Raw genomic sequence first — 25,074 nt, forward strand, 5'->3', positions numbered from 1 at the left:
CCGGCCGGGCGTGCCCGCGCTGACGCATTTCCCGGTGGACGCGTGGCGCCACGCGATCGACCGAGCGCTGCGCCGCAGCGGCCGCGACCTGCTCGGCTACGGCGATCCGCTCGGCGAGCGCGCGCTGCGCGAATCGATCGCGCGCCATCTGGCCGTGACGCGCGGCGTGCGCTGCGATCCCGAGCAGATCGTGATCACGGAAGGCGCACAGGGGGCGATCTCGTTGTGTGCGCAGCTGCTGACGAACCCGGGCGATACGGTGTGGGTCGAGGAGCCCGGCTATCGCGGCGCGCGCACCGCGATGCAGGCGGCCGATCTCGACGTCGTGCCGATGCCGGTCGACGCGGAAGGGATGCGCGCCGAAGCGGACGACTGGCGCGAGCGGACGCCGCGCCTCGTCTATACGACGCCGTCCAACCAGTTCCCGACCGGCGCCGTGCTGTCGATCTCGCGCCGGCTCGCGCTGATCGATGCCGCGCGCCGGCATCGCGCGTGGATCATCGAGGACGACTACGACAGCGAATTCCGTCACACCGGCGAGCCGATCGGCGCGATGCACGGGCTCGCGCCCGATTCGCCCGTCGTCTATCTCGGCTCGTTCAGCAAGACGATGTTTCCGGCGCTGCGCATCGGTTTTCTCGTGCTGCCCGACGCGCTGCTGGCCGCGGTGCGGCCGGTGCTGCCGGAGATGCTGCGCGGCGGCACGCGCCACGTGCAGCTCGCGCTGGCGGATTTCATCGAGACGGGCGAGTACGGCCGCCATCTCGGCCGCATGCGCCGGCTGTACCGCGACCGGCGGCGGTTGCTGCTCGCCGCGCTCGACGGCAGCCTGAGCGTGCCGCACCAGATCGAGGGCGGGCCGTGCGGGCTGCATCTCGCGCTGCGGATGCCTGCGCGCTACCGCGATCGCGCGATCGTCGACGCGGCGCGCGCCCACGGCATCGGGCCGTTCCCGCTGTCGGGCTTTTCGATCGATGCGGCATCGGCAGACAACGGGCTGGTGCTCGGTTTCGGCAATACGTCGGCCGACGCGTTCGAGCCGATGTTGCGGATGCTGTCGGCGATCGCGGAGCGGGTGGGCGGGGCGTGACGTGCGTACGCGTTGCCTGAGCCGGCGGCGCGGTGATCAGGTGCAGGAAGCCGCCGACCTTTGACTCGATACCGCTTCTCGGCGGTCGGCAGCAGCAAGTTCACCGCTGTCAGCGGGCCGTTTTTCGTCCATCGACCGGATGCAGCTGCCGGGTTCGGCTCCGCATACCGGCACAAGCCGCTCACCGCCGCGCACAACAATCGGACTTGTGCGGATTGACGAACCGCGCACTTTGTTCGAAACGAACGCCGTCGCGGCTCCGCGCCCGCCGTGCCGCCCGGCATACGGGTTTCGATTCGTATGTTCGAACAGGCCGCGTGGACTATAAATGGATGCGTGTACCGGTGCTTGTCAGGCGCCTGCGCGTCTCGCGCATGTCGGCGCCGCGACTCCCGGGGGAGGTGCACCGTGGTTCGCCAGACGCTTGCTCGCGCCGTGCTTCGCACCGCGTTGATCGGGGGCGTGTTTGCCGGCTGTTTGCTGCCTTCGCCGGCCGCCGTTTCCGGAACCCTCTCGCCATCCGCCACGCCACCCGCGACGAAGCAAAGGCCGGGTGCGATGCCTTATGCGATGCCGGTCGATTTTCCGGCGATCGTCGACCGCTACGGCCCGGCGGTCGTGACCGTCACGACCGCCGCACCCGACCAGCAGGCCGGTGTCCAGTCGTTCACGATCCTCGATCCCGACGATCCGCTCGCCGCATTCTTCCGGCGCGGCGCGCCGCCTCCCGCGCAGGGCCCGCAGACGCCGGCGCCCGACACGGCGCCGCGTGCGGTATCGGGCACCGGCTCGGGTTTCATCGTCAGCGCCGACGGCCTGATCCTCACCTCCGCGCACGTGGTCGACGATGCGACCGACGTGACCGTTCGGCTCACGGACCGCCGCGAATTCAAGGCGACCGTGCTGGCCGTCGATCCGCAAAGCGACGTCGCCGTGCTGCGCGTTACCGCGACGAAACTGCCGTTCGTGCGCATCGGCGATTCGGCGAAGGTACGCGCGGGCGAACCGGTGATGACGATCGGCGCGCCGGACGGATCGGGCAACACGGTCACGGCCGGCATCGTCAGCGCGACGTCGCACCGGCTGCCGGACGGCAGCGCGTTTCCGTTCTTCGAAACCGACATCGCCCCGAACCCCGACAACTCGGGCGGCCCCGTATTCAATCGCGCGGGCGACGTGATCGGCATTGCGGTGCAGGTGTATACGGGCACCGACCGCTACGCGAGCATGACGTTCGCGATTCCGATCGCGTTTGCCGCAAAGGTGCGTGCACAACTGCAGAAGCAGATGCAGGCGCAGGCGCAGCAGTCCCAGGAGCCGGGCGAGCCGTCGTCCGGCAACGCGCTTGGCGTCGACGTGCAGGATGTCGGCATCGGGCTGGCCGCCGCGTTCGGGTTGCCGCGTCCGGCGGGCGCGCTCGTCAACGGCGTGGCGCCCGGCTCGCCGGCCGCCGCGGCCGGCGTGAGGCCCGGCGACGTGATCGTCAAGCTGGGCGACAAGTCGATCGGCCGTTCGGCCGAGCTGAACGACCTGGCCGCCGCGCTGCCGCCCGGTCAGAAGACGCCGCTGCGCGTGATCCGCAATCGTGCGCCGGTGAGGCTGACGATCACGGGCGCCGACGAGGCCGCCGGCAACGCGGGCACGACCGTCGGCATGGCCGCGCCGAAGGCGGCCGCACGACCGGGGCCGGGAGCGAGTGCGGGCGCGGGCGCGGGCGACGGCGGCGACCGCCTCGGGCTGACGATGCACGCGCTGAGCGACGACGAGCGCCGCTCGACCGGGCTCGCGGTCGGGATGATGGTGGACGCGGTGCACGGCCCGGCGGCGAACGCGGGCATCCGGCCGGGCGACGTCGTGCTGGAGCTCAACGACACGCTGCTCGAGACGCCGGACGACGTGCAGTCGCTCGAAGCGAACGGCGGCAGCGTGATCGCGGTGCTGATCCAGCGCAACAACGCGCGGAAGTTCGTGTCGGTGCGTGCGCGTTAGGGCGTTGACGCGGTCGGTATCGTCCGCCTACCATCGTCCGGTATCGTCCGACACCGCACGAAGCCAGCCAGGCAACCAGGAGCCATCCGGCATGAAAGCAGCAACCTTCATCGTAGTCGTACACAGGCGCAGGGTCCGGTAGCGGCACCGCGCCGGCATCCCTGCGCCCCCGACTCGTTCGGGGGCTTTTTTTTGCATTGCGCACGGCCGTGCGGCACGTGCGCGGAGGACATCCGCTTGCAACCGAACCTGCCGATCGCTTCCGAACGGGCGTCGCCGAGGCACGCGACGCTGATCCTGCTGTGCGCGTGCTCGGTGCTGCCGCTGAGCCTGTTCCTGCCGTCGCTGCCGGCAATCGCACGCGACCTGCGCGCCGACTATGCGCTCGTCGCGCTTTCGCTCGGCGGCTACGCGGCGGTGGCCGCATCGCTGGAGTTCGTGATGGGGCCGCTGTCGGACCGGTTCGGGCGGCGGCCGGTCGTGCTGGCGGGCGTCGGCATTTTCGCGCTCGGCTCGCTCGGCTGTGCGATGGCGACCGATATCCGGGTGTTTCTGGCATGCCGGCTGACGCAGGCGGCGATCACGTCGGTTTATCCGGTGTCGATGGCGACGATCCGGGATACCGGCGGCGGTGCGCGCGCGGCGAGCCGGATCGGCTATGCGGCGATGGCGGCCGCGTTCGCGCCGATGCTCGGCCCGACGCTCGGCGGCGCGCTCGACCAGACGGCGGGGTGGCGCGCGAGCTTCTGGCTGCTCGGCGCGGCGGGCGTCGCGCTGTTCGTCTGGTGCGGGTTCGATTTCGTCGAAACCCATGCGAACCGGTCGTCGAGCCTCGGGCAGCAGCTTCGCGCGTATCCGGCGCTGCTGCGCGCGCGCCGTTTCTGGGCCTACGCGCTGTGCATGGCGTTTTCGACCGGCTCGTTCTACGCGTTCCTGGCCGGCGCGCCGCTGGCCGCGCAAACGGTGTTCGGCATCGCGCCCGCGGAGATCGGCTTCTACATGGGGACCATCACGGCCGGCTTCGTGTGCGGCAGCTTCCTGGCCGCGCGTTACGCGCGCCGCTTCGCGCTGGCCACGACGATCCTGTGCGGTCGGATCGTTGCATGCGCGGGACCGTTGATCGGCCTCGCGTCGATGTTCGGCGGCGCGACCTATGCGATCGCGTGGTTCGGGCCGTGCGTGCTGGTCGGCATCGGCAACGGGCTGACGAATCCCGGTGCCCATGCCGGCGCGGTGTCGGTGCGCCCGACGCTGGCCGGGAGCGCGTCGGGGCTGGCCGGTGCGATGACGATCGCCGGCGGCGCCGCGCTTTCGTCGCTGACGGGGGCGGTACTGACGCCCGGCAACGCGGGTTATGCGCCGCTGGCGATGATGCTGCTGTCGGCCGCGATCGCGCTGGCGGCGGCCGTCTGCGTGCGGGTGTTCGACGCGCGGGACGCCGGGCGATGAACGCGAATACGCAGCATCGCCGCGCCGGATCGGGCATCGGTGCGGGCATGGATGCGGGCACCGCTACCGTGCCGCGGGCGATTGGCGGACAATCGATCGAATATCGGGAGACGACGAACCCGCCGTGCGCCGAGCATGCACCGGCGCGCGAAGGGCGGTTGGACGAGGGAGCGATGAGCGACTTTTCTGATTTCCAGCGAGACATTGCCGACGCCGCGAGAGCGACATTCAGGGCGCTGCGGGCGCTGCACCCGGACGAGCATTTCTACGCGTTCGCGCTGTACACCGACAGCGGCGCGATGACGGTGGTGCCGGCCGCCAATTCGGTCGAGGGGCTGCGCCGGGTCCGCGAGCAGCAGGCCGTCGCGGACGACGACCCGTGGTATGCGTGGGGCTTTTCGGAATGGGCGTATGCGGCGGCGGAAGCGTCGCCGTTCAATGCGATCTGCGGCAAGCTCGCCGATGACGTGCTGAGCCCGCAGTTTGTCCGGTCGAGATTCCCGGAATTTTCGCGGCAACTGCACGCCGACATGATCGGTGCGCTGCGCCTGCTCGACCGCGAGGGCCTGTTCGGCACCGGCGACGAACGGGCGGCGATCACGCTGTTCGTGTCGATCAGCGATGACGACGCGGCCGAAGCGCTGGAAAACGAATCGGCGAAAGCGCTGAATCCGCCGGCCGTCGCCGACGCATTCCTGCGCCGCTACGACTGACTGAAATCGGGATATCGCACGGCGGCCCCGCGCGGGCGGCCGCCGTGCTTGCTGCGTCACGGCTTATGGCTTACGGCTTCGCGCCCACGACGAACTCGAACGTCGCGACGCCGTCGACGCCGCCCGTCACGCGGTCGCCCGGTTGCAGCGCGCCGACGCCGGCCGGCGTGCCCGTGAAGATCAAATCGCCGGCCTTCAACTCGACCGAGCGCGACACGTACGCGATGACATCGGGCACGGCCCAGATCATGTCGGCCAGGTCGCCTTGCTGGCGCGTGTCGCCGTTGACCGCGAGCCAGATGCGGCCCTTGGCCGGATGACCGGTGGCCGACGCCGCGCGCAACGCGGTCACGGGGCCCGACGCGTCGAAGCCTTTCGCCCAGTCCCACGGACGGCTCAGTTTCTTCGCTTCGGCCTGCAGGTCGCGGCGCGTGAGGTCGACGCCGACGCCGTAGCCCCATACGTGCGACAGGGCGTCGGCCGGGTCGATCGACCGCCCGTCCGTGCCGATCGCGACGACCAGCTCGATTTCGTGATGGAGGTCGTTCGTCAGCGGCGGATAGGGGACGGTGCCGCTGGCCGGGACGATCGCGTCGGCCGGCTTCGTGAAGAAGAACGGCGGTTCGCGGTCGGGATCGGCGCCCATTTCGCGCGCGTGGTCGGCGTAGTTGCGGCCGACGCAGAAGACGCGGCGCACCGGAAAGCGCGCGGACGACTGGTCGACTTCGACGGAAGGACGCTCGGCAGCGTCGATGACATAGGCGGACATCGGATGGCCTCGTTCGGTGGGAAGACGGATGCCGCGCCCGTGCGGCGCACGGGCCGGCATGCGTGCAACGATACCCGACGCGCGTGCGGCCGGATGCGACGCAACTGCGTTTTACCGGGACAAAACTACGCGTCGGGCGCTGCCGGTGTGTCGTCGCCGTCCGGCAGCGCGGCATTCGCGTCGCGGTACGCCTTCGGCGACACGCCGACCCGCGCGCGGAAGCGCCGCGCGAAATACCCTTCGTCGCGGAAGCCGACCGAGCGGGCGATGTCCGCGATGCGCCGGCTCGTGTGGGCCAGCAGCGACTGCGCGAGCGCGATCCGGCGCTCCGTCACGAGATCGGTGAAGGTGCTGCCGGTTTCCTTGCGGACCAGGTGCGCGAGGTAGTTGGGCGACAGGAACGCCGCCTCGGCGGTCGCGGCGAGCGTCAGGTCCTCGCGGGTGAGGTTGGCGCGGACGTGCCGCAGCACGCGCGCGAGCGCATCGCGCCGGCCGGCGCGCTGGGCGCCGCGCTGCGCGAGCTTGTCGAGCGCGCCCGCGTACTGCGTGCAGACGAGCCCGATCAGCTGCAGCAGGTAGCCGCGCAGCAACGTGGTCGAGCCGAACGTGCGCACGCGATCGGTGTCGAGCATGCACAGCGCGAGGCGGCGCGCTTCGTCGTAGGTGTCGCCGGTCAGGATGAAGTCGAGGTGTTCCTGGAAGCGGAACGGCGTCAGCTCGGGAAAGCGGTGGGCGGGCACGTCCTCCAGGTCGAGCGGGTCGACGTCGAGATCGGCACGCAGGAACGCCTGGCTGAAGTTGATCACGATGAAATGCGCGCCTTCCGGATGCGGGATCAGGTGCTCGCGGTGCGGCAGCACGAACGCGAGCGCGCCGCGCGGAAACGGCCGCGTGACGCCGCCGATCCGCTGCTCGGTGTCGCCGCCGAGATTGAACTGGATCTGGAAATACGCGTGCCGGTGCGGCTCGGTGATTGCCTGGCGCGACGCCTGGTCGCGGATGTAGAAGTCGAGCCGGTCGCTGCGTTCGGGCATCCCGTACAGGCGCGGCGGGGCGGTGGAGGGCATGAAGGATTCTGCTGGTCGTGACGCGGTTGAGCCGCGATGGTACAGCGAACCGGGCGCGACGGCGATCCGTGCCACCTTGCGGCCTGGCCCGGAACCGCTCGCGGCGTGCCGCGCGGCGGTCATTCGTCCGGGTGGAAACCGAGGTAGCGGGCGTGCGGGCTGTCGCCGCCGGCGCGCCGGCTTGCCCCGCCGACCGATGCGAGCGTGTCCACCGTCGTCGCGCGGTTCGAGATCAGCGTCCAGGCGGTGGTGGCGTCGGCGCCGGCCGGTGCGGACGCGCGCAGGTCCGTCAGCGCGGCAAGCAGCGTGGCAGCCGGCGGCGCGTGGATCGCGAACCCTTCGTTGGCCACGGCCGCCGTGTCGATCCCCAGCCTCTCGCACAACCGTGCCCGCAGCGGCGTTTCGGCTTCGCTCGCCGCGCGCGAGCGCGCGATGTTCTCGTGGGTGGCCGCGTCGACGATCGTGCCGCCGCGGACGAACGGCGTTTGCTGCCACGCGTCGGGCGAGCATTGCTTGCCGGCCGGTGCCAGCGGCACGAACGGATTCACTTCGGCCGGGTAGATCCGGCACACGAGCGGTCGCTCGTCGTAGATCGCGCACCGCAGGTCGTCGCGCAGGTTCGGGCACGGCCCCGCGTGGGACGCCGTGAGCATGACCGTCACGCGGACGGGCAGCGAGCCGCTGAGCGCGGCGGTCGAGCGTGCGCGTTTGTACGCGGCGAACGCGTTGTCGGGCTCGGGCTCGACGAGCCACGGCATCGCATCGCACAGCAGCTCCACGTGGCCGCCGCGTTGCAGCCACGCGGTGGCCTCGTCGATCGTCAGCGGAATGCGCAGGTCGCGGCAGCATCCGCCGCAGCCGTTGCAGGCAAAGTCGAGGTCGGTAGGGGTGTCGTTCATGCTTGATTCGATACGGATGACGGGGTGTCGCGAAGCGTCGCGACACGGCGGTGATTTCGTTTACCGGGCGACCAGCGGCGCGACCCGGCGCCGCAGCTCGGGCACGACGTCGGCGTCGAACCAGGGGTGGTGCTTGAACCACGCCTGGTTGCGCGGCGACGGATGCGGCAGCGGCAGCACGTCGGGGCCATAGTTGCGCCACGCGTGTACGGTGTCCGTCAGCGTGGCCTTGCGCGCGTCGCGCAGGAAATGCCGCTGCGCATACTGGCCGATCAGCAGCGTGAGCCGGATCGACGGCAACCCGGCGAGCAGCCGGTCGATCCACAGCGGCGCGCATTCGGGGCGCGGCGGGTTGTCGCCGCTCGTGCCGCGGCCCGGGTAGCAGAAGCCCATCGGCACGATCGCGAAGCGGGTTTCGTCGTAGAACGTGTCGGCGTCGACGTCGAGCCAGCCGCGCAGCCGCTTGCCGCTCGCATCGTCCCACGGGATGCCGCTCGCATGGACGCGTGCGCCCGGCGCCTGCCCGACGATCAGGATGCGCGCGTCGCGATGGGCACGCACGACCGGGCGCGGGCCGAGCGGCAGGTCGGCTTCGCAGGCACGGCACGCGCGGATTTCAGTGAGCAGCACGTCGAGCGGCGCGCGCGTGGGTTTCGGCATCGAATCGGATCGGGGACGGAGGGGTCGTGCGGCGCTCCGGGGACCGCGCGCCGGGCGCCGACAGGCGGCCCGGGCAGGCGTGGCGCGGGAGCGCGCGCCGCCTGCATCACGCGGCGCGCCTCACGCCCGCGACGGGCCCGGTGCGCCGCTTTCGGCGACGGCAGCATCATACAACGCGGTTTGCGCGATCGCGCGGGCGATCGCCGCGTCGTCGTGCGAACCGTCGAGCATGCCCCAGCGCCGGTATTGCGACAGGAACCACTCGCCTTCGCGCGGATCGGGGCGGTTCACGGTGCCGCCGTCGTGAAAGCGGATCGGCAGCGGCGGCACGGCGAACGGCCCCGATCCGTAGTCGCCGAGCAGGCGCGGCGCGATCAGCCGCGCCGGCACGCCGAGCGCGTCGGGCGACGCGAGCCAGCCGGCCGCCTCGCGACGGTGCGTGGCGCTGTCGAGCCACGCGCAGGCATCGACGAGCGTGCGGATCAGCGCGCGCGCGGTGGCCGGATACAGCGCGACGAAATCGCGCCGGGCCGCGAGCACCTTCTCCGGATGATCGGGCCAGATCTCGCTCGTGACGGCGACGGTCCGCCCCGCGTTGCAGGCCTCGGCCACGGCATGCCACGGTTCGCCGGCGCAGAAGCCGTCGAGTTCGCCGCTGGCGAGCGCGGCCACCATCTCGGGCGGCGGGATCACGACGCTGCGCACGTCGCGCAGCGGATCGACGCCGTGCGACGCGAGCCAGTGGTTCAGCCACATCGCGTGCGTGCCGGTCGGGAACGTCTGCGCGAGGAGCGGCTTGCGGCCGAGCGTCGCGAACGCGTCGCGCACGCTGCCGCTGGCGCGGTACGCGTCGGCGAGGCCGCGCGACAACGAGATCGCCTGGCCGTTGCGGTTCAGCACCATCAGCGCGGCCATGTCGGCCTGCGGGCCGCCGATCCCGAGCTGCAGCCCGCAGACCAGCCCGTACAACGCATGCGCGGCGTCGAGCTCGCCGCTCAGCAGCTTGTCGCGGACGGCGGCCCACGACGGCTGGCGGCTGAGTTCGAGCGTGAGGCCGTGCCGCGCACCGAGGTTCAGGTGCTGTGCGACGATCAGCGGGGCCGCGTCGCTCAGCGCGACGAACCCGAGGCGAAGATGCGCGCGTTCCGGCGCGACGGGAGAGGTGGTATCCATGGCGCTCATGACTGGGGTGACGCGTCGAGCAGTTGCCGCGCGACGTCGACGATGCGCAGGCCCTGGTCCATCGCGCGCTTGCGCAGCGCCGCATACGCGTCGTGTTCGGACAGCCTGCGCTGGTCCATCAGCATCCGCTTCGCGCGGTCGATCAGCTTGCGTTCGGCGAGTTCGCGCTCGACATCGGCGAGCCGGCGGCGCAGCGCATCGTCGTGCGAGAAGCGCGCGAGCGCGACTTCGAGAATCGGTGCAAGGCGTTCGGCCGACAGCCCTTCGACGAGATACGCGCTGACGCCCGCGCCGACCGCCGCGCGGATCAGCGACTGGTTGGCGTCGTGGCTGAACATCAGCACGGGGCGCGGCGCGGTCGCATGCATGACCGCGAGCTGCTCGAGCGTGTCGCGCGACGGCGAATCGGTATCGATGATCACGACGTCGGGATGCTGCTCCTCGACGGCGGCCGGCAGGCGCGCGGGCGTCGCGACGTCGTTCAGCATGTCGTAGCCGAGCTGCGCAAGCGCGTCGCCGAGCTCGCCGATCGGCTTGTCGGTATCGGTGACGAGCAGCACGCGCAGGCGGGGGGAGGAAGCGGGCGCACTCATGATGCGAACGGCGGCGGCGAAATCGTGGCGCGATGCGCGGATCGGAGGCGGCCCCGCGCGCACGTCGTGCCGGTGCCGCGCGCGGCGACCCGGCAGCCGGTGCGAACGGCGCCGCTGTTTTCATGACAGGTGGGCGGCCGGTGCCGCGTGGTGTCGCGCATGCTACGCGGCCCGGGAGAAGGCCGTGTCGATCGCGGCCCCGGCTGTGCCCGCGTCCGGCACCTCCGCCACGGCCGTTTCGCCGACTGCGCCGCCGACGAGGATCACGGCCGGACTGCCGAGCCGTGCTGCGTCGATGCCGTGCGCGAGATCGCCGAGCGTGCCGGTCCAGCGGCGTTCGTCGGGCGTGCCGGCCCATTGCACGGCCGCGGCCGGCGTCGATGCCGGCAGCACGGCGAGCAGGCCGGCGGCGATGCTGTCGACGCGGCTCATGCCCATGTAGATCGCGAGCGTGGTGCCGGTCGCGGCGAGACGCGACCAGTCGGGTTCGCCGTGGTCCTGACGATGGGCGGTGACGAACGTGACGCCGTGGCAATGCGCGCGGTGCGTGAGCGAGATGCCGAGGCTCGCGGCGGCGGCGAACCCCGACGAGATGCCGTTGACGATCTCGACCGGAATCGCGGCGGCGCGCAGCGTCGCGAGTTCTTCGCCGGCGCGCCCGAACAGCAGCGCCTCGCCGCCTTTCACGCGCACCACGTGCGCGCCGCGCAGTGCGTAACGGCGCATCAGCTTCTCGATGAATGCCTGCGGCGTGGAGCGGCAACCGCCGCGCTTGCCGACACGGATGACGCGCGCCTGCGGCGCGAGTTCGACGATGCCGGGCGCGACGAGATCGTCGAGCAGCAGCACGTCGGCAGCGGCCAGCGCTTTCACGGCCTTGAGTGTGAGGAGATCGGGATCGCCGGGGCCGGCGCCCAGCAGGGTGACTTTGCCTGTCGTCATGTCGTGTTCCAGTGCCGCCTGCATGCGGCGGCCGATAGCGCGTTGTTGCGCGGCGGCGGCGGGCGGTCGACGTATCGGCATCCGGCCGTGCCGCGCACGGGAGGACGCCGTTGTCCTGGGCGGCCCGCCTGCACGACGGGCCCGGTTTTGAGGGGACTGCCCACCGGCGCCGTTGCCGGTGTCATGCAGCGGGTTCAGCAATATCCGGGCCAACCGGTATCGCCCGTCGCGCCCGCGCGGCGGGAACGGCGCGCACCGCGCCGCGCGACGGCCACGTGCGGGCGAAATGCGGGCCGAGTATGGGCCGAATACGGGCCGAATACGGGCCAATTGCGGGCCAAGTACGGCCCCCGTGCCCGCCGGCGGCCGCCGCGCGCCGGCAGCCGCAATGCCGCATCGGCGTGCATCGTGCCCCGCCCGTGCGCACCGCGATGTCGCACGGCGACAGTGCTGCATCGCACCACATCTGTGCCTCGCTGCATCACCACGCATCGCGTGCCGGATGTCGCCGCGCGCCGCACGACGCCGGACGAGCCTTGCGCGGCGGGGCTGCAGGCCCGATTCGCGGCGACATGGCACGGCGTTTGCGTAAGCCGGTTCGGGCGAATCAATGGCGATTCGTCCGGCAGTATCGATTACAGACGCGCCCGGCAACGGGCTTCATGGGCAACGGCGTCCTACGCATCGGGTCTCGACGAGACCGGGTGCGCAGGACGCCGTTTTTCGTTTGGCGGATGACATGACCGACAAAGCTACCCGTATCGATCTCTTCAGCCTCCGCACCGCGCCGATGCGCGCGTTCCACCTGACGTGGATGGCGTTCTTCGTGTGCTTCTTCGCGTGGTTCGCGTGCGCGCCGCTGATGCCGCTGATCGCACGCGAATTTCATCTGACGGCGGCGCAGGTCGCCAACATCAACATCGCGGCCGTGGCCGCGACGATCGCCGTGCGGCTGCTGGTCGGCCCGCTGTGCGACCGCTTCGGCCCGCGCCGCGTGTACGTCGGCCTGCTGCTGCTCGGCGCGATCCCCGTGTTCGCGGTGTCGTTCACGCACGACTACCTGTCGTTCCTGATCTGCCGGCTCGGCATCGGCGCGATCGGCGCGGGCTTCGTGATCACGCAGTACCACACGTCGGTGATGTTCGCGCCGAACGTCGTCGGCACCGCGAACGCGACGACGGCCGGCTGGGGCAATGCCGGCGCGGGCGCGACGCAGGCGCTGATGCCGCTGCTCGTCGCCGCCGGCCTGATGCTCGGCTTCGGCGAGGATTCGTCGTGGCGTATCGCGCTGGTCGTGCCGGGCGTCGCGATGCTCGCGATGGCCTGGGCGTACTGGCGCTTCACGCAGGATTGCCCGCAAGGCGACTTCGTCGCGCTGCGCAAGGAAGGCGTGACGGTCGACAGCGGCAAGAAGGGCGGCTGGGCGAGCTTCTTCGCGGCCTGCGGCAACTATCGCGTGTGGATGCTGTTCATCACGTACGGCGCGTGCTTCGGCGTCGAGGTGTTCATCCACAACATCGCCGCGCTGTACTACGTCGATCACTTCAGCCTGTCGCTGAAGGACGCCGGTTTCGCGGTCGGCATGTTCGGGCTGCTCGCCCTGTTCGCCCGTGCGCTCGGCGGCTGGCTGTCCGACAAGGTCGCCGCGCGCCGCAGCCTCGACGTGCGCGCGATGCTGCTGTGCGCGCTGATCGTCGGCGAAGGGCTCGGGCTGATCTGGTTCTCGCATGCGCAAAGCGTCGGCGTCGCACTCGTCGCGATGCTCGCGTTCGGCCTCTTCACGCACATGGCGTGCGGCGCGACCTACGCGCTGGTGCCCTTCATCGACCGCAAGGCACTCGGCGGCGTCGCGGGGATCGTCGGCGCGGGCGGCAACGTCGGCGCGGTCGCCGCGAGCTTCCTGCTCAAAGGCGTCGGCGACGTGCAGCACACGCTCGGCCTGCTCGGCCTTGCCGTCACCGCGACCGCGCTGTGCGCGATGGCCGTGCGCTTCAGCGAAGAACACAAGGCGCGCGAAGCCGAGCTGCGCGACCGCGCGCTGGCTGCCGGCAGCGTCGCGAACTGATCGACCGAGGGAAACGTCATCATGAAACTCATCGTCATCGGCCACGGGATGGTCGGCCACAAGCTCCTCGAATGCGTCGCGGCGGAAGCGGGCGCGTCGGCGGCGCTGCAGGTCACCGTGCTCGGCGAGGAGCCGCGCCCGGCCTACGACCGCGTGCACCTGTCCGAATTCTTCGCGGGCAAGTCGGCGGACGACCTGTCGCTCGTCGAACCCGGCTTCTTCGAGCGTCATCCGCAGTTCGACCTGCGCCTGAACGCGCGCGTCGCGTCGATCGACCGCGACGCGCATACGGTCACGCTCGCGTCCGGGGAAACGCTCGCGTACGACAAGCTGGTGCTGGCGACGGGCTCGCGCCCGTTCGTGCCGCCGATGCCGGGGCACGATCGCGCGGGCTGCTTCGTGTACCGGACGATCGAGGATCTCGAGGCGATGCAGGCGTGCGGCACGCACGCGAAGCGCGGCGTCGTGGTCGGCGGCGGGCTGCTCGGCCTCGAATGCGCGAAGGCGCTGCGCGACATGGGGCTCGACACGCACGTCGTCGAATTCGCGCCGCGGCTGATGGCCGTGCAGGTCGACGACGGCGGCGGCCGGATGCTGCGCGCGAAGATCGAGGCGCTCGGCGTGACCGTGCATACGGGCAAGAACACGCTCGAGATCGTCGACGGCGAAGAGGGCACGCACCGGATGGCGTTCGCCGACGGCTCCCATCTCGACGCCGACATGATCGTGTTTTCGGCCGGCATTCGCGCACGCGACGAACTGGCGCGTGCGTGCGGCCTGGAAATCGGCCCGCGCGGCGGCGTCGCGATCGACGACGCATGCCGCACGAGCGACGCCGACATCTACGCGATCGGCGAATGCGCGGCCTGGAACGGCATGGTGTACGGCCTCGTCGCCCCCGGCTACGACATGGCGCGCGTGGTCGCGAAGCAGCTGGGCGGCGACACGAACGACGCACCTGCGTTCGCGGGCGCCGACATGAGCACGAAGCTGAAGCTGATGGGTGTCGACGTCGCGAGCATCGGCGACGCGCACGGCACGACGGCCGGCAGCCGCACCTACCAGTACGCGGACGAGCGTCGCCAGGTCTACAAGAAGCTCGTCGTGTCCGACTGCGGGAAGTTCCTGCACGGTGCGGTGATGGTCGGCGACGCGGCCGAATACGGCACGCTGCTGCAGATGATGCTGAACCGCATCGAGCTGCCCGAGTCGCCGGAATTCCTGATCCTGCCGTCGTCGGACGGCGTCGCGAAGCCGGCGCTCGGCGTCGACGCGCTGCCTGACGGCGCCCAGATCTGCTCGTGCAACAACGTGTCGAAGTCGCAGATCTGCACGGCGGTCGCCGGCGGCGCGACGAGCCTCGGCGCGCTGAAGTCGTGCACGGGCGCGGGCACGTCGTGCGGCGGCTGCGTGCCGCTCGTCACGCAGATCATGAAGGCCGAGATGAAGAAGCAGGGCCTCGTGGTCAACAACCATATCTGCGAGCACTTCCCGTATTCGCGCCAGGAGCTGTTCCACCTGATCCGCGTCGAGCGCATCACGACCTTCGACGCGCTGCTCGCGAAGCACGGCCATGGCCTCGGCTGCGACGTGTGCAAGCCGGCGGTGGCGGGCATCCTCGCGTCGTGCTTCAACGAATTTGTGCTGAAGAAGGAACACGCGGGGCTGCAGGATTCGAACGACTACTACCTCGCGAACATCCAGCGTGACGGCACGTATTCGGTCGTGCCGCGCATGCCGGGCGGCGAGGTCACGCCGGAAGGGCTGATCGCGGTCGGCCAGGTCGCGAAGAAGTACGGGCTCTACACGAAGATCACCGGCGGCCAGCGCGTCGACCTGTTCGGTGCGCGCGTCGAACAGCTGCCGTCGATCTGGGAGGAACTGATCGCGGCCGGTTTCGAATCGGGCCACGCATACGGCAAGGCGCTGCGCACCGTGAAGTCGTGTGTCGGCTCGACGTGGTGCCGTTACGGCGTCGACGATTCGGTCGGCCTCGCGATCGACCTCGAGAATCGCTACAAGGGGCTGCGCGCGCCGCACAAGATCAAGTTCGGCGTGTCCGGCTGCACGCGCGAGTGCGCGGAAGCGCAGGGCAAGGACGTCGGCATCATCGCGACCGAGAAGGGCTGGAACCTGTACGTGTGCGGCAACGGCGGGATGAAGCCGCGCCACGCGGAACTGCTCGCGTCCGACCTCGACCGCGCGACGCTGGTCCGCTACATCGACCGTTTGCTGATGTTCTACGTGCGCACGGCCGACCGGCTGCAGCGCACGAGCGTATGGCGCGACAACCTCGAAGGCGGCCTCGACTACCTGATCGACGTCGTCGTGCACGACCGGCTCGGGATCGGCGCCGAACTCGAAGCCGACATGCAGCACGTGGTCGACACCTACGAGTGCGAGTGGAAGCGGGCCGTCACCGATCCCGACACGCGCAGGCGCTTCCGTCACTTCGTGAACAGCGATGCGCCGGACACGACCATCGAATTCGTCGAGACGCGCGGCCAGATCCGGCCCGCGACGCCCGGCGAACGGGCGGGCGGCAAGCCCGTTTCGATTCCCGTCGTCGCCGAAGGCGTGACGCAAGCCGCAACCGAACCCTCCACCGTTTGACCCTGACCGACACCCGTGTCTTTTCCAAGGAGCCCATCATGAACGATCGTCTGCCGCCGTCCTGGACCCGCGTGTGCGCGCTCGACGACATCGTGCCGAACACCGGCGTGTGTGCGCTCGTCAACGGCGAGCAGGTCGCGGTCTTTCACGTCGCGCATGCCGAGGAAGGCGGCGTGTTCGCGATCGGCAACGTCGATCCCGTGTCGCAGGCGGCCGTGATGTCGCGCGGGCTGATCGGCAGCCTCGGCGAGCGCATCGTTGTCGCGTCGCCGCTGTACAAGCAGCATTTCGACCTGCGCACCGGCGAATGCCTGGAGGCGCCCGAGCAGTCGGTGAGCACGTATCCGTCGCGGGTCGAGGACGGCTTCGTGTGGATCGCGGCCTGACCGCCCCGGAGCGCGCATGACCGCCACCCCCATCAAGAGCGTGTGCCCGTACTGCGGCGTCGGTTGCGGGATGGTGCTGCACGTCGAGGAAGGCGAAGTCGTCAAGGTGTCCGGCGACGCCGACCATCCGGCCAACTTCGGGCGGCTATGTACGAAGGGCTCGTCGGCGCACGTCGCGCTGCGCCGCTCGGGGCGGCTGGACCGCGCGTTCGTGCGCCGCGCGCGCGAGGACGACCTCGTGCCGCTGCCGGCGCGCGACGCGATCGCCGACACCGCGCGCCGCCTGCGCGCGGTGCTCGATGCGCACGGGCCGGACGCGCTGTCGTTCTACGTGTCGGGGCAGATGTCGATCGAGGCGCAATACCTCGTCAACAAGCTCGCGAAGGGTTTCGTCGGCACCCACAACATCGAGTCGAACTCGCGCCTCTGCATGGCGAGCGCGAGCACCGGCTACAAGCAGTCGCTCGGCGCGGACGGCCCGCCCGGGTCGTACCAGGATTTCGATCGCGCGAACCTGTTCTTCGTGATCGGCGCGAACATGGCCGACTGCCATCCGATCCTGTTCCTGCGGATGATGGACCGCGTGAAGGCCGGCGCGAAGCTGATCGTCGTCGATCCGCGCCGCACCGGCACCGCCGACAAGGCCGACCTGTTCCTGCAGATCCGGCCGGGCACCGATCTCGCGCTGACCAACGGGCTGCTGCACCTGCTGCATGCGAACGGCCGCACCGACGGCGCGTTCATCGACGCGTACACCGAAGGCTGGGACGCGATGCCCGCGTTCCTCGCCGACTACACGCCCGGGCGCGTGGCTGAAATCACGGGGCTCGCGGAAGCCGACCTGCGCACGGCCGCGCAATGGATCGGCGACGCACAGGAATGGATGAGCTGCTGGACGATGGGGCTCAACCAGAGCACGCACGGCGTGTGGAACACCAACGCGATCTGCAACCTGCATCTCGCGACGGGCAGGATCTGCCGCGCCGGCAGCGGGCCGTTCTCGCTGACGGGCCAGCCGAACGCGATGGGCGGGCGCGAGATGGGCTACATGGGCCCCGGCCTGCCGGGCCAGCGCTCGGTGGCGTCCGACGGCGATCGCCGTTTCGTCGAGCAGCTGTGGCGCGTGCCGGCCGGCACGCTGCGCAAGGAAACCGGCAACGGCACCGTCGACCTGTTCGAGCGGATGGCGGCCGGCGACATCAAGGCATGCTGGATCATCTGCACGAACCCGGTCGCCACGGTGCCGAACCGGCAGAACGTGATCGCCGGATTGCAGGCCGCGGAACTCGTGATCGCACAGGACGCGTTCCTCGATACCGAGACCAACCGCTACGCGGACATCCTCCTGCCCGGCGCGCTGTGGGCCGAGGGCGACGGCGTGATGATCAACTCCGAGCGCAACATGACGCTGATGCGCGCGGCGGTCGCGCCGCCGGGCGACGCGCTGCCCGACTGGCGCATCGTCGCGGAAGTCGCGCGCGCGATGGGGTTCGGCGATGCGTTCGACTATGCGTCGGCGGCCGACGTGTTCGACGAGATCGTCCGCTTCTCGAATCCGGCGACGGGCTACGACCTGCGCGGCGCGAGCCATGCGGCGCTGCGCGACGGGCCCGTGCAGTGGCCGGTCGCGCCGGGCACCGCGCGCGAGCGGCACCCGATCCGCTACCTGAACGACGGCGTGAGCCAGCCGCTGCGCCCGGCCGCCGACGGCGACGACGCGCCGCGCATCGCGTTCCCGACGCCGTCGGGCAAGGCGCGCTTCTTCGCCCGGCCGCACGTCGATCCGGCCGAATTGCCCGACGACACGTTCCCGATCGTGCTGAACACGGGGCGGCTGCAGCATCAGTGGCACACGATGACCAAGACGGGCAAGGTCGCGATGCTGAACAAGCTGAACCCGCGCCCGTTCGTCGAGCTGCATCCGGACGACGCGAGCGCGCTCGGCATCGCCGCGAAGGACAGCGTCGAGATCCGCTCGGCGCGCGGCCGCGCGGTGCTGCCGGCCGTCGTGACCGAGCGCGTGCGGCGCGGCGACTGCTTCGCGCCGATGCACTGGAACGACGTGTACGGCGACGACCTGTGCATCAACGCGGTGACGAACGACGCGATCGATCCCGAATCGCAGCAACCCGAACTGAAATACTGCGCGGTCGCGCTGCGGCGCGTCGAGACCGCTGCGTTCGCGTCCGCCGACGACCGGACGGCGCAACCCGATGCCCGCGCCGACGACGCACGGCCCGCGTCGGCGACGGTGCAGGCGACTGCTTCACAGGAATCCGACATGGCAGACATCGACACTTTCGCGGCCGCGCTCGGCGTCGCCGACTTCGCGCCGCCGCCGTTGACGGACACCGAACGGCTGTATGTGGCCGGGTTCGTCAGCGGGCTGAAGGCAAGCGCCGGCCGGCGCGAGGGCGGCGTGCCGGTGCTGCCGGCCGGCGCGCCGCTCACGCCGCCGGTGCGGTTCTGGCTCGACGGGATGCTCGCGGGGTTGTTCAGCCGCTCGCTGCCGGCGAGCGTGCCAGGTGCCGCGGCCCCCGCGCTGCCGACCGATGCCGCCGCGTCCGGCGGCGTGCGGATCGTGCGCACGCGGCCGAAGGTCGTGCTGCTGTGGGCGTCGCAGACCGGCAACATCGAATCGTTGACCGAGGATTACGCGACGCAGCTGATGAACGCGGGCTTCGAGATCCGCACCGCGTGCATGTCCGACTATCCGGTGGCGTCGCTCGCCGGTGCGCAATACGTGCTGCTGATGACGAGCACGTTCGGCGACGGCGACGCGCCCGACAACGGCAGCGAGTTCTGGGAAGCGCTGCAGGCCGGCGGCGCTGCGCGCCTCGACGGCGTGCACTTCGCGGTGCTCGCGTTCGGCGACCGCAACTACGACCAGTTCTGCGGCCATGGCCGCCGGCTCGACGCGCGGCTCGCGGAACTCGGCGCGGCACGCCTGTGCGCGCGCGTCGATTGCGACGTCGAATTCCAGCGCGACGCCGACCAGTGGCTCGAACGCGTCGTCGCGCGGATCAAGGAGGCCGATGCCGCGCTGCACGCGGTGCCGTCCGGCGGCCTGGGCCCGTCGGGGCTCCTCCCGACGAAGGCGCATCCGGCGCCGTCGAAGCTCGTCGCGAACCTGCGGCTCAACCGTCCGGGCGCGGCGAAGGACACGCGCTACGTGTCGCTGTCGACCGAAGGCGCGAACCTCGAATACGAAACCGGCGACGCGCTCGGCGTGTGGCCGACCAACTGCCCGGAACTGGTCGACGAGCTGCTGTCCGTCACCGCGCTGAAGGCTGATGCACCCGTGTCGGTGGCGGGTGTCGGCGACGTGCGCCTCGGCGACGCACTCGCGCGTCATTTCGACATCACGCGCCCGCATCCGGACACGCTCGCGTTCATCGCGTCGCGCAGCGCGAACGGCGCGCTGAAGTCGCTGCTCGGCGACGACCGCAAGGGCGACCTGAAGCAATGGTTGTGGGGGCAACAACTTGCGGACGTGCTGCACGAGTTTCCGGTCGAGCTGTCGGGCAACGAACTCGTCGGGATGCTGAAGCGCATGCAGCCGCGTCTTTATTCGATCGCGTCGAGCCCGAGCGCGCACCCGGGCGAGATCCACCTGACCGTGTCGGCCGTGCGCTATCACAACGGCCGGCGCGCGCGCAAAGGTGTCGCGTCGACGTTCCTCGCCGATCGTGCGGACGACGGCCGCGTGCCGGTGTTCGTGCAGAAATCCGCGCATTTCCGGCCGCCGGTGAACGGCGACGTGCCGATCGTGATGGTCGGCCCGGGCACCGGCGTCGCGCCGTTCCGCGGTTTCCTGCACGAACGGCAGGCGCGCGGCGCGCGCGGGCGCAACTGGCTGTTCTTCGGCGAACAGCATGCGCAGACGGACTTCTACTACGGCGACGAGCTGGGCGCGATGCGCGACAGCGGTTTTCTGACGCGGCTCGACCTCGCGTTCTCGCGCGACCAGGCCGACAAGATCTACGTGCAGGACCGGATGCGCGAGCAGGGCGCCGAGCTGTTCGCGTGGCTGGAGGAAGGCGCGCACTTCTACGTGTGCGGCGACGCCGCGCGGATGGCGAAGGACGTCGATGCCGCGCTGAAGGCCGTCATCGCCGAGCACGGCGGCATGTCGGACGAAGCCGCGAGCGACTACGTCGCGCGGCTCGCGAAGGCGCGCCGTTACATGCGGGACGTGTACTGACCGCGAGCGGTACAGTGCGGCGCGACGCGGCCCGCCGGTTTGCGGGCCCGGCGCCGGGCGATGCGTCGGCCTGCGACGAGCCGCGCCGGGCCGTCGGGGAGGCCGTCGACGGCGAACGTCGCACGCGACAGGCCGGGCAACGGGCACGGCGTTCCTGCATGGCATGAACCGCCGGCCGCCGCCGGTTTGCGTTACTGCTGACGCTCCCACGCGCGCGCCTGTTCGGCACGGACGAACGTTTCCGACGACCGCGGCAGCAGGTTGCGGAACGCGCCGCCGTCGCTGTCGATCACGTCGACCATCTTCGCGATCATCTCTTCCGGATCGTGCTGTTCGAGCGGGAACGTCAGCCGCTCGGGCGTCACCGTGTGGACGGCCGGATCGTGCCAGCGCCGCGTCGTTTCCATCATCCGGTCGTTGAAACCCGTGCTGTACGGGCCGGGGTTCACGACCGCGACACGGATTCCGTGCGGCGCCAGCTCCGCATGCATCGCCTCCGCGATCGATTCGACCGCGTGCTTCGACGCGCAATAGGCGCCCGTGAACGGCCCGGTGATCAGGCCCGCGATCGACGACACGAACACGATCTTGCCGTGCCGGCGCGCGAGCATCCCACGCGCGACGTGCTGCGTGAGTTCGAGCGGCCCGAACACGTTGACGTCGAACAGGTCGCGGACGATCCCGACCGGCAGGTCGACGAGCGCGCCGGCTTCGCCGACGCCCGCGTTGTTCACGAGCACGTCGACGCCCAGCTCGGCCGCGCGGGCGCGATCGTCGGCCGACGTGACATCGAGCTTGATGGCGCGCAGCGTGGTGCCGCGTTGCGCGGCGGCGTCCGTCAGTGCGTCGATCTCGACGGTGACGCGCACGCCGGCCGTCACGTCGTGGCCGCGTTCGGCGAGCCGCAGCGCCACTTCACGGCCGAAGCCGGTGCCTGCGCCGGTAATGAGGATGCGTTTCCGTGCCATGTTGCTTACCTTGTGGTGGGAAGGGTTGCCTGAAAACGGTCGCGGCCGTGCCGGGCGATCGCGGTGTCTTCGTCGACGCTGCCGCCCGATACGCCGATTGCGCCGACGCAGCGTCCGCTGCCGTCGACGAGCGGTTCGCCGCCGCCGAACGTGACGAGCCCGCAGTGGCTGTGCTCGATTCCGCGCAGCGGCCCGTCGCCCGACATCGCACCGAGCGCGCCGGTCGATATGCGGAAGCGGACCGCCGTCAGCGCCTTGCGCTGCGCGAGATCGATCGCGCCGAGGAAGCAGTCGTCGGTGCGCGCGAACGCGAGCAGGTTCGCGCCGGCATCGACGATTGCGATGGCGACGCCGGCGACCTGCAGCGACGCGGCATGCGCGAGTGCTGCGTCGATCGTACGGCGGGCGGCTGCGAGCGGCAGCGCGGCGGTGAGCGGGTCCATGCGAAGCTCCAGTGGGACGACAGGCCTCAGTGTAGGCAGGTGCGGTATATGGGAGAATCCGCATTCCGCTCGAAAGAGTTTCAAGTTTTTCTAATGATGAGCCGACGCGATCCGATGGCCGGGCTGCACGTGTTCATGACGGTCGCGACGGCCGGCAACTTCACGCGGGCGGCTGCCGCGCTCGGCCTGACGCCGGCTGCCGTCAGCCTCGCGATCGGGCAGCTCGAGGGCGAGCTGAACGTGAAGCTGTTCAATCGCAGCACGCGCGGCGTGAGCCTGACGGAGGCCGGGCAGCACTACTGGCGGCAGACCGAGCCCGCGTACCGGCAGGTCGTGCATGCGCGCGACGCGCTGAGGGATGCGCGCAGCGAGCCGAGCGGCGTGTTGCGCGTCACCGCGCTGCCGCTGGCGCGCACGCTCGTGATCGCGCCGGTGCTGGCCGTATTCCGCGAGCGTTATCCGAAAGTGCGGCTCGAGATCCGTTATGAGAACGAACTCGTCGACATCGCGAAGGACGGGTTCGATGCGGGGATTCGCCTTGCCGACCGGCTGCAGCCGGGGACGATCGGCGTGCGGATCGCGCCGGCGCTTTCGTGCGCGCTGGTCGCGTCGCCCGGTTATCTGGCGCGGTACGGCACGCCGGCGTCGATCGCGGCGCTCGAACGTCATGCATGTATCCGCTTCCGGTTTTCGGAGAGCGGGCGGCTGCACAAATGGCTGCTGCACGACGGGCGCCGCGATGTCGATCTCGATCCGGAAGGCGTATTCGTGACGAACGATGCCGATGCGGTGATCGACGCGGCGCGTGCCGGTGTCGGGATCGCGTTTGCGTTCATGCGCGAGCGCATCGAACAGGACTTGCGCGACGGCACGCTCGTCGAGGTGTTGCCGGGCGCGTGCCGGACGCTGCCGCCGATGTGGCTGTATTACGTGAATCGCAAGCACGTGCCGGCGAAGCTGCGCGCGTTCATCGACGTGCTGCGGGAGCGCGACGGCGCAAGCGCGGCGTAAGCGTTGCGCCGGCTGCCTGCGGCGATTTGCCCGGCAGCGCATGATGGCGGCTCCAGCCACGAAACGATGGAGTCGCGTCATGACGGTATCTCTTCATTTTCCGGTTCGTACTTTGGCCATTGCCGCGGCGCTGGTGGCGGCCGTGACCTGCAGCGCGCCGGCCATCGGCCAGACATCGACCGTACCCGCTGGTTCGGCTGCGGCGACGCCCGACAATGCGGTGCTGCTCACCGTCTTCCTGAAACACGATCAGTCGCGTCCGCTCGCCGAGCTGAACGCGCAATTGGCGAAGCAGGGGTTCTACAAGGCGTTTCCGCCGCCGGGCGTCGAAGTGGTGAGCTGGACCGTGACGATGGGGATCGGGCAGATCGTCGTGTTGCGGTTGCCGGCATCGCGGGTGCGCGAGGTCAATCGGGTGCTCGAAGACACGGCGTGGGGTGCGTATCGGACGGAGTTCTATCCGACTTACGACTACAAGGCGATCGGGTTGGGGGAGCATGAACGGGCGAAGTGAGGTTGCGCGCACGTGCTGCATGGTCCCGTAAGAATGCAAGCAGAGGCCGAATAGCCCGATGAGGCTATTTGCCGGCAACATATCTTGACTGTTTCCCGATTATCGATATGCAGTGCCGTATTGGACGGATTCTTGTCAGTGGCGAGGTAAATTGCGAACCAATACTGGAGAATTTGATTTAATCACCATTCAAATGGGGTGAATTAATATGAGATAGTGCAGGGATAAGAAATATCCTAAAAGTGCATTACTCCAAATCCTTAAAATACTTGTCAATTGTTGACATTCGTCCTATGGTTTGCTGACGATTGCTTTGCTACTGTTCATCGGTCTGAAAGAAATCAAACAAAGAGCGATGAACTAAAAGGCCTACCGCCTGGTGTATTCCAGACTCTTGGGAATGGCGGTGGCCGTCGAAGAGACGGCTACTGCTTCGGGGAAAACAGCTTCCGGCGAGCGCCGTGCCGGCCGGAGTGCGCTCGGCGGTTCGGGCTGGCTGATCGCGGCCGCATCGCTGGCCGGCGCGCCTTCGCACGCACGGCGCAGATTGTGACGACGCCGGACGCGCCCACCCACGTGACCCGGACGCAGAACGGCTTACCGCAGGTGACTATCGCCAGGCTGATTCAGGGACAACTTGAGCAGAGCTTTCTCACGGTGTCGTCGAGCTCCGCTTGGGAGCTGAGGAGGTCGATTAATGAGAGGTTGATTGTTGCTAGAGGGGGGGATTTCCTATGTTGCAACCAATGACGTGTGGATTTCTTTGGATACTCTATTCCAGAGCATGAGGAAGATATCGGTGCTAGATCGCGATCTTTTTTGATGTGCGTCATGCTGGAATTGGTTGGATCGGTCTGGGTGGGGATGAATGTTGGGTGTGGTTTTTGGTTTTTTACTGATTTGGTTTTTTGATGTGTCTGGGTCTGGTGATGGTATGAGTAAATTCGGAAAGGTAGATCGGGAATTATCATGAGAGAATTCTCGGAAATTGATTACCAGAGGCAACTTATCGTATCTGGAATTGATGATTTTTCTCCTAATGCTGCGCTTCCCCATGTGTTTGGTGGCCAGTTCGGTTCGAGTCCTGAGAAATGGCGGGCGGCTGTTGTTGAGTTCCTGTGTATTAACGTTCGGGTGGGTTTGCTGGAGTGTGTGAACCGAAAGGAGATGTCGGGTGAAAATGGTGAGGTTTTGTTGCGGAGGTTGCTGAGTTTTGGTGATAAAGAAAGAAGCATGGATGTTGAATTGGTATGGAGCATTTTATATTTCAGTTCGACTCCAAAGATGGATGGAATATTGCAGTCGTTGGGTTTGAATTCTTGGGATGCACTCAATCAAGGCGTGAGTCGGCAGTTTTTTGAGATTTTGAGGGGGTTATATTTTAGGGTTTGAGTGGTTGGTGTGGTGATGTGTAGTGTCTGTTGTGACGTTCGGCTTCCAGCTGACGGCGCAGTTTTGACGGCGCCGGCTATGTGAAGGAAAGCTGGCGTAGCCCGCCAAGTGGGGAATGGGCTGCA

General features: G+C 69.1%; 21 protein-coding genes. 12 read left to right on the forward strand and 9 right to left on the reverse strand.

What is annotated here, in order from left to right; translation table 11 throughout:
- The 4 genes from ABY44_RS31220 to ABY44_RS31235 all read left to right on the forward strand — a co-directional run.
- A partial coding sequence (locus ABY44_RS31220) for a PLP-dependent aminotransferase family protein (RefSeq protein ID WP_431643109.1) occupies window positions 1-1,090 on the forward strand: 1,090 nt, incomplete at its 5' end.
- 408 nt (window positions 1,091-1,498) lie between these two features.
- Window positions 1,499-3,079: a trypsin-like peptidase domain-containing protein gene (locus tag ABY44_RS31225; protein WP_060170591.1), complete on the forward strand. Its 1,581-nt coding sequence runs from the start codon at window positions 1,499-1,501 to the stop codon at window positions 3,077-3,079.
- Window positions 3,080-3,316: 237 nt separating this feature from the next.
- Window positions 3,317-4,528 (forward strand): MFS transporter, encoded by a 1,212-nt coding sequence (locus tag ABY44_RS31230; protein WP_060170594.1) that lies wholly within the window; start codon window positions 3,317-3,319, stop codon window positions 4,526-4,528.
- A gap of 173 nt (window positions 4,529-4,701) precedes the next feature.
- A complete protein-coding gene (locus tag ABY44_RS31235; protein WP_059488020.1) occupies window positions 4,702-5,241 on the forward strand; it encodes a DUF4303 domain-containing protein in 540 nt (179 codons plus the stop codon).
- A gap of 70 nt (window positions 5,242-5,311) precedes the next feature.
- Here the strand turns inward: ABY44_RS31235 and ABY44_RS31240 are convergent, their stop codons facing one another.
- The 7 genes from ABY44_RS31240 to cobA all read right to left on the reverse strand — a co-directional run bounded on the left by ABY44_RS31240 (window position 5,312) and on the right by cobA (window position 11,353).
- Window positions 5,312-6,010 carry a fumarylacetoacetate hydrolase family protein gene (locus ABY44_RS31240; RefSeq protein WP_060170596.1) on the reverse strand — a complete coding sequence of 233 codons (699 nt, stop codon included), beginning with the start codon at window positions 6,008-6,010 and terminating at the stop codon, window positions 5,312-5,314.
- Between the two features lie 125 nt (window positions 6,011-6,135).
- On the reverse strand, window positions 6,136-7,077 hold the full coding sequence (locus ABY44_RS31245) for a helix-turn-helix transcriptional regulator (RefSeq protein WP_027791818.1): 942 nt from the start codon (window positions 7,075-7,077) through the stop codon (window positions 6,136-6,138).
- 119 nt (window positions 7,078-7,196) lie between these two features.
- Window positions 7,197-7,976, reverse strand: coding sequence for a YkgJ family cysteine cluster protein (locus tag ABY44_RS31250; RefSeq protein WP_060170599.1), 780 nt, complete (start codon window positions 7,974-7,976; stop codon window positions 7,197-7,199).
- Between the two features lie 60 nt (window positions 7,977-8,036).
- Complete coding sequence (locus tag ABY44_RS31255; RefSeq protein WP_060170601.1) at window positions 8,037-8,636, reverse strand: uracil-DNA glycosylase family protein; 600 nt, start codon at window positions 8,634-8,636, stop codon at window positions 8,037-8,039.
- A gap of 120 nt (window positions 8,637-8,756) precedes the next feature.
- Complete coding sequence (locus ABY44_RS31260) at window positions 8,757-9,809, reverse strand: CmpA/NrtA family ABC transporter substrate-binding protein (RefSeq protein ID WP_431643113.1); 1,053 nt, start codon at window positions 9,807-9,809, stop codon at window positions 8,757-8,759.
- A 5-nt stretch (window positions 9,810-9,814) separates the two neighbouring features.
- A complete protein-coding gene (locus ABY44_RS31265) occupies window positions 9,815-10,411 on the reverse strand; it encodes an ANTAR domain-containing response regulator (RefSeq protein WP_042977474.1) in 597 nt (198 codons plus the stop codon).
- Window positions 10,412-10,573: 162 nt separating this feature from the next.
- The gene (gene cobA / locus ABY44_RS31270; RefSeq protein WP_060171228.1) at window positions 10,574-11,353 is read right to left on the reverse strand and encodes a uroporphyrinogen-III C-methyltransferase; all 780 of its coding nucleotides are present in this window, start codon (window positions 11,351-11,353) and stop codon (window positions 10,574-10,576) included.
- A 739-nt stretch (window positions 11,354-12,092) separates the two neighbouring features.
- On the opposite strand from cobA, the gene ABY44_RS31275 reads away from it, so the two are divergent.
- From ABY44_RS31275 to ABY44_RS31290, 4 genes are read left to right on the forward strand one after another with little or no spacing between them, the layout of a single operon-like run.
- On the forward strand, window positions 12,093-13,418 hold the full coding sequence (locus ABY44_RS31275; RefSeq protein ID WP_060170606.1) for an MFS transporter: 1,326 nt from the start codon (window positions 12,093-12,095) through the stop codon (window positions 13,416-13,418).
- A gap of 21 nt (window positions 13,419-13,439) precedes the next feature.
- Complete coding sequence (nirB, locus tag ABY44_RS31280; RefSeq protein ID WP_060170608.1) at window positions 13,440-16,031, forward strand: nitrite reductase large subunit NirB; 2,592 nt, start codon at window positions 13,440-13,442, stop codon at window positions 16,029-16,031.
- Window positions 16,032-16,069: 38 nt separating this feature from the next.
- Window positions 16,070-16,417 carry a nitrite reductase small subunit NirD gene (gene nirD / locus ABY44_RS31285; RefSeq protein WP_060170610.1) on the forward strand — a complete coding sequence of 116 codons (348 nt, stop codon included), beginning with the start codon at window positions 16,070-16,072 and terminating at the stop codon, window positions 16,415-16,417.
- 16 nt (window positions 16,418-16,433) lie between these two features.
- On the forward strand, window positions 16,434-20,621 hold the full coding sequence (locus ABY44_RS31290) for a bifunctional nitrate reductase/sulfite reductase flavoprotein subunit alpha (RefSeq protein ID WP_060170612.1): 4,188 nt from the start codon (window positions 16,434-16,436) through the stop codon (window positions 20,619-20,621).
- A 191-nt stretch (window positions 20,622-20,812) separates the two neighbouring features.
- Here the strand turns inward: ABY44_RS31290 and ABY44_RS31295 are convergent, their stop codons facing one another.
- Window positions 20,813-21,589, reverse strand: coding sequence for an SDR family oxidoreductase (locus tag ABY44_RS31295; RefSeq protein WP_060170614.1), 777 nt, complete (start codon window positions 21,587-21,589; stop codon window positions 20,813-20,815).
- Window positions 21,590-21,594: 5 nt separating this feature from the next.
- The gene (locus tag ABY44_RS31300; protein WP_060170616.1) at window positions 21,595-22,032 is read right to left on the reverse strand and encodes a GlcG/HbpS family heme-binding protein; all 438 of its coding nucleotides are present in this window, start codon (window positions 22,030-22,032) and stop codon (window positions 21,595-21,597) included.
- Window positions 22,033-22,128: 96 nt separating this feature from the next.
- Here ABY44_RS31300 and ABY44_RS31305 point away from each other — a divergent pair, with 96 nt between their 5' ends.
- The 4 genes from ABY44_RS31305 (at window position 22,129) to ABY44_RS31320 (ending at window position 24,949) form a co-directional block, all read left to right on the forward strand.
- Window positions 22,129-23,043, forward strand: coding sequence for a LysR family transcriptional regulator (locus ABY44_RS31305; protein WP_081072598.1), 915 nt, complete (start codon window positions 22,129-22,131; stop codon window positions 23,041-23,043).
- Between the two features lie 79 nt (window positions 23,044-23,122).
- Complete coding sequence (locus ABY44_RS31310; RefSeq protein ID WP_021162920.1) at window positions 23,123-23,557, forward strand: hypothetical protein; 435 nt, start codon at window positions 23,123-23,125, stop codon at window positions 23,555-23,557.
- 400 nt (window positions 23,558-23,957) lie between these two features.
- The gene (locus ABY44_RS31315) at window positions 23,958-24,110 is read left to right on the forward strand and encodes a hypothetical protein (RefSeq protein ID WP_220091928.1); all 153 of its coding nucleotides are present in this window, start codon (window positions 23,958-23,960) and stop codon (window positions 24,108-24,110) included.
- 416 nt (window positions 24,111-24,526) lie between these two features.
- Window positions 24,527-24,949, forward strand: coding sequence for a hypothetical protein (locus tag ABY44_RS31320; RefSeq protein ID WP_124840467.1), 423 nt, complete (start codon window positions 24,527-24,529; stop codon window positions 24,947-24,949).
- Window positions 24,950-25,074: the final 125 nt, after the last annotated feature.

Origin of the sequence: Burkholderia sp. ZZQ-2, from assembly GCF_050768715.1 — a bacterium.
Lineage (GTDB): Bacteria > Pseudomonadota > Gammaproteobacteria > Burkholderiales > Burkholderiaceae > Burkholderia > Burkholderia cepacia.

Excerpts from the sequence above, each read along its gene's own strand:
- nirB (WP_060170608.1), top strand. The coding sequence starts at position 13,440 with ATGAAACTCATCGTCATCGGCCACGGGATGGTCGGCCACAAGCTCCTC.
- ABY44_RS31260 (WP_431643113.1), bottom strand. The coding sequence starts at position 9,809 with ATGGATACCACCTCTCCCGTCGCGCCGGAACGCGCGCATCTTCGCCTC.
- ABY44_RS31315 (WP_220091928.1), top strand. The coding sequence starts at position 23,958 with ATGGCGGTGGCCGTCGAAGAGACGGCTACTGCTTCGGGGAAAACAGCT.
- ABY44_RS31245 (WP_027791818.1), bottom strand. The coding sequence starts at position 7,077 with ATGCCCTCCACCGCCCCGCCGCGCCTGTACGGGATGCCCGAACGCAGC.
- ABY44_RS31275 (WP_060170606.1), top strand. The coding sequence starts at position 12,093 with ATGACCGACAAAGCTACCCGTATCGATCTCTTCAGCCTCCGCACCGCG.
- ABY44_RS31295 (WP_060170614.1), bottom strand. The coding sequence starts at position 21,589 with ATGGCACGGAAACGCATCCTCATTACCGGCGCAGGCACCGGCTTCGGC.
- ABY44_RS31310 (WP_021162920.1), top strand. The coding sequence starts at position 23,123 with ATGACGGTATCTCTTCATTTTCCGGTTCGTACTTTGGCCATTGCCGCG.
- cobA (WP_060171228.1), bottom strand. The coding sequence starts at position 11,353 with ATGACGACAGGCAAAGTCACCCTGCTGGGCGCCGGCCCCGGCGATCCC.
- nirD (WP_060170610.1), top strand. The coding sequence starts at position 16,070 with ATGAACGATCGTCTGCCGCCGTCCTGGACCCGCGTGTGCGCGCTCGAC.
- ABY44_RS31290 (WP_060170612.1), top strand. The coding sequence starts at position 16,434 with ATGACCGCCACCCCCATCAAGAGCGTGTGCCCGTACTGCGGCGTCGGT.
- ABY44_RS31305 (WP_081072598.1), top strand. The coding sequence starts at position 22,129 with ATGAGCCGACGCGATCCGATGGCCGGGCTGCACGTGTTCATGACGGTC.
- ABY44_RS31240 (WP_060170596.1), bottom strand. The coding sequence starts at position 6,010 with ATGTCCGCCTATGTCATCGACGCTGCCGAGCGTCCTTCCGTCGAAGTC.
- ABY44_RS31235 (WP_059488020.1), top strand. The coding sequence starts at position 4,702 with ATGAGCGACTTTTCTGATTTCCAGCGAGACATTGCCGACGCCGCGAGA.
- ABY44_RS31300 (WP_060170616.1), bottom strand. The coding sequence starts at position 22,032 with ATGGACCCGCTCACCGCCGCGCTGCCGCTCGCAGCCGCCCGCCGTACG.
- ABY44_RS31320 (WP_124840467.1), top strand. The coding sequence starts at position 24,527 with ATGAGAGAATTCTCGGAAATTGATTACCAGAGGCAACTTATCGTATCT.
- ABY44_RS31265 (WP_042977474.1), bottom strand. The coding sequence starts at position 10,411 with ATGAGTGCGCCCGCTTCCTCCCCCCGCCTGCGCGTGCTGCTCGTCACC.
- ABY44_RS31255 (WP_060170601.1), bottom strand. The coding sequence starts at position 8,636 with ATGCCGAAACCCACGCGCGCGCCGCTCGACGTGCTGCTCACTGAAATC.
- ABY44_RS31250 (WP_060170599.1), bottom strand. The coding sequence starts at position 7,976 with ATGAACGACACCCCTACCGACCTCGACTTTGCCTGCAACGGCTGCGGC.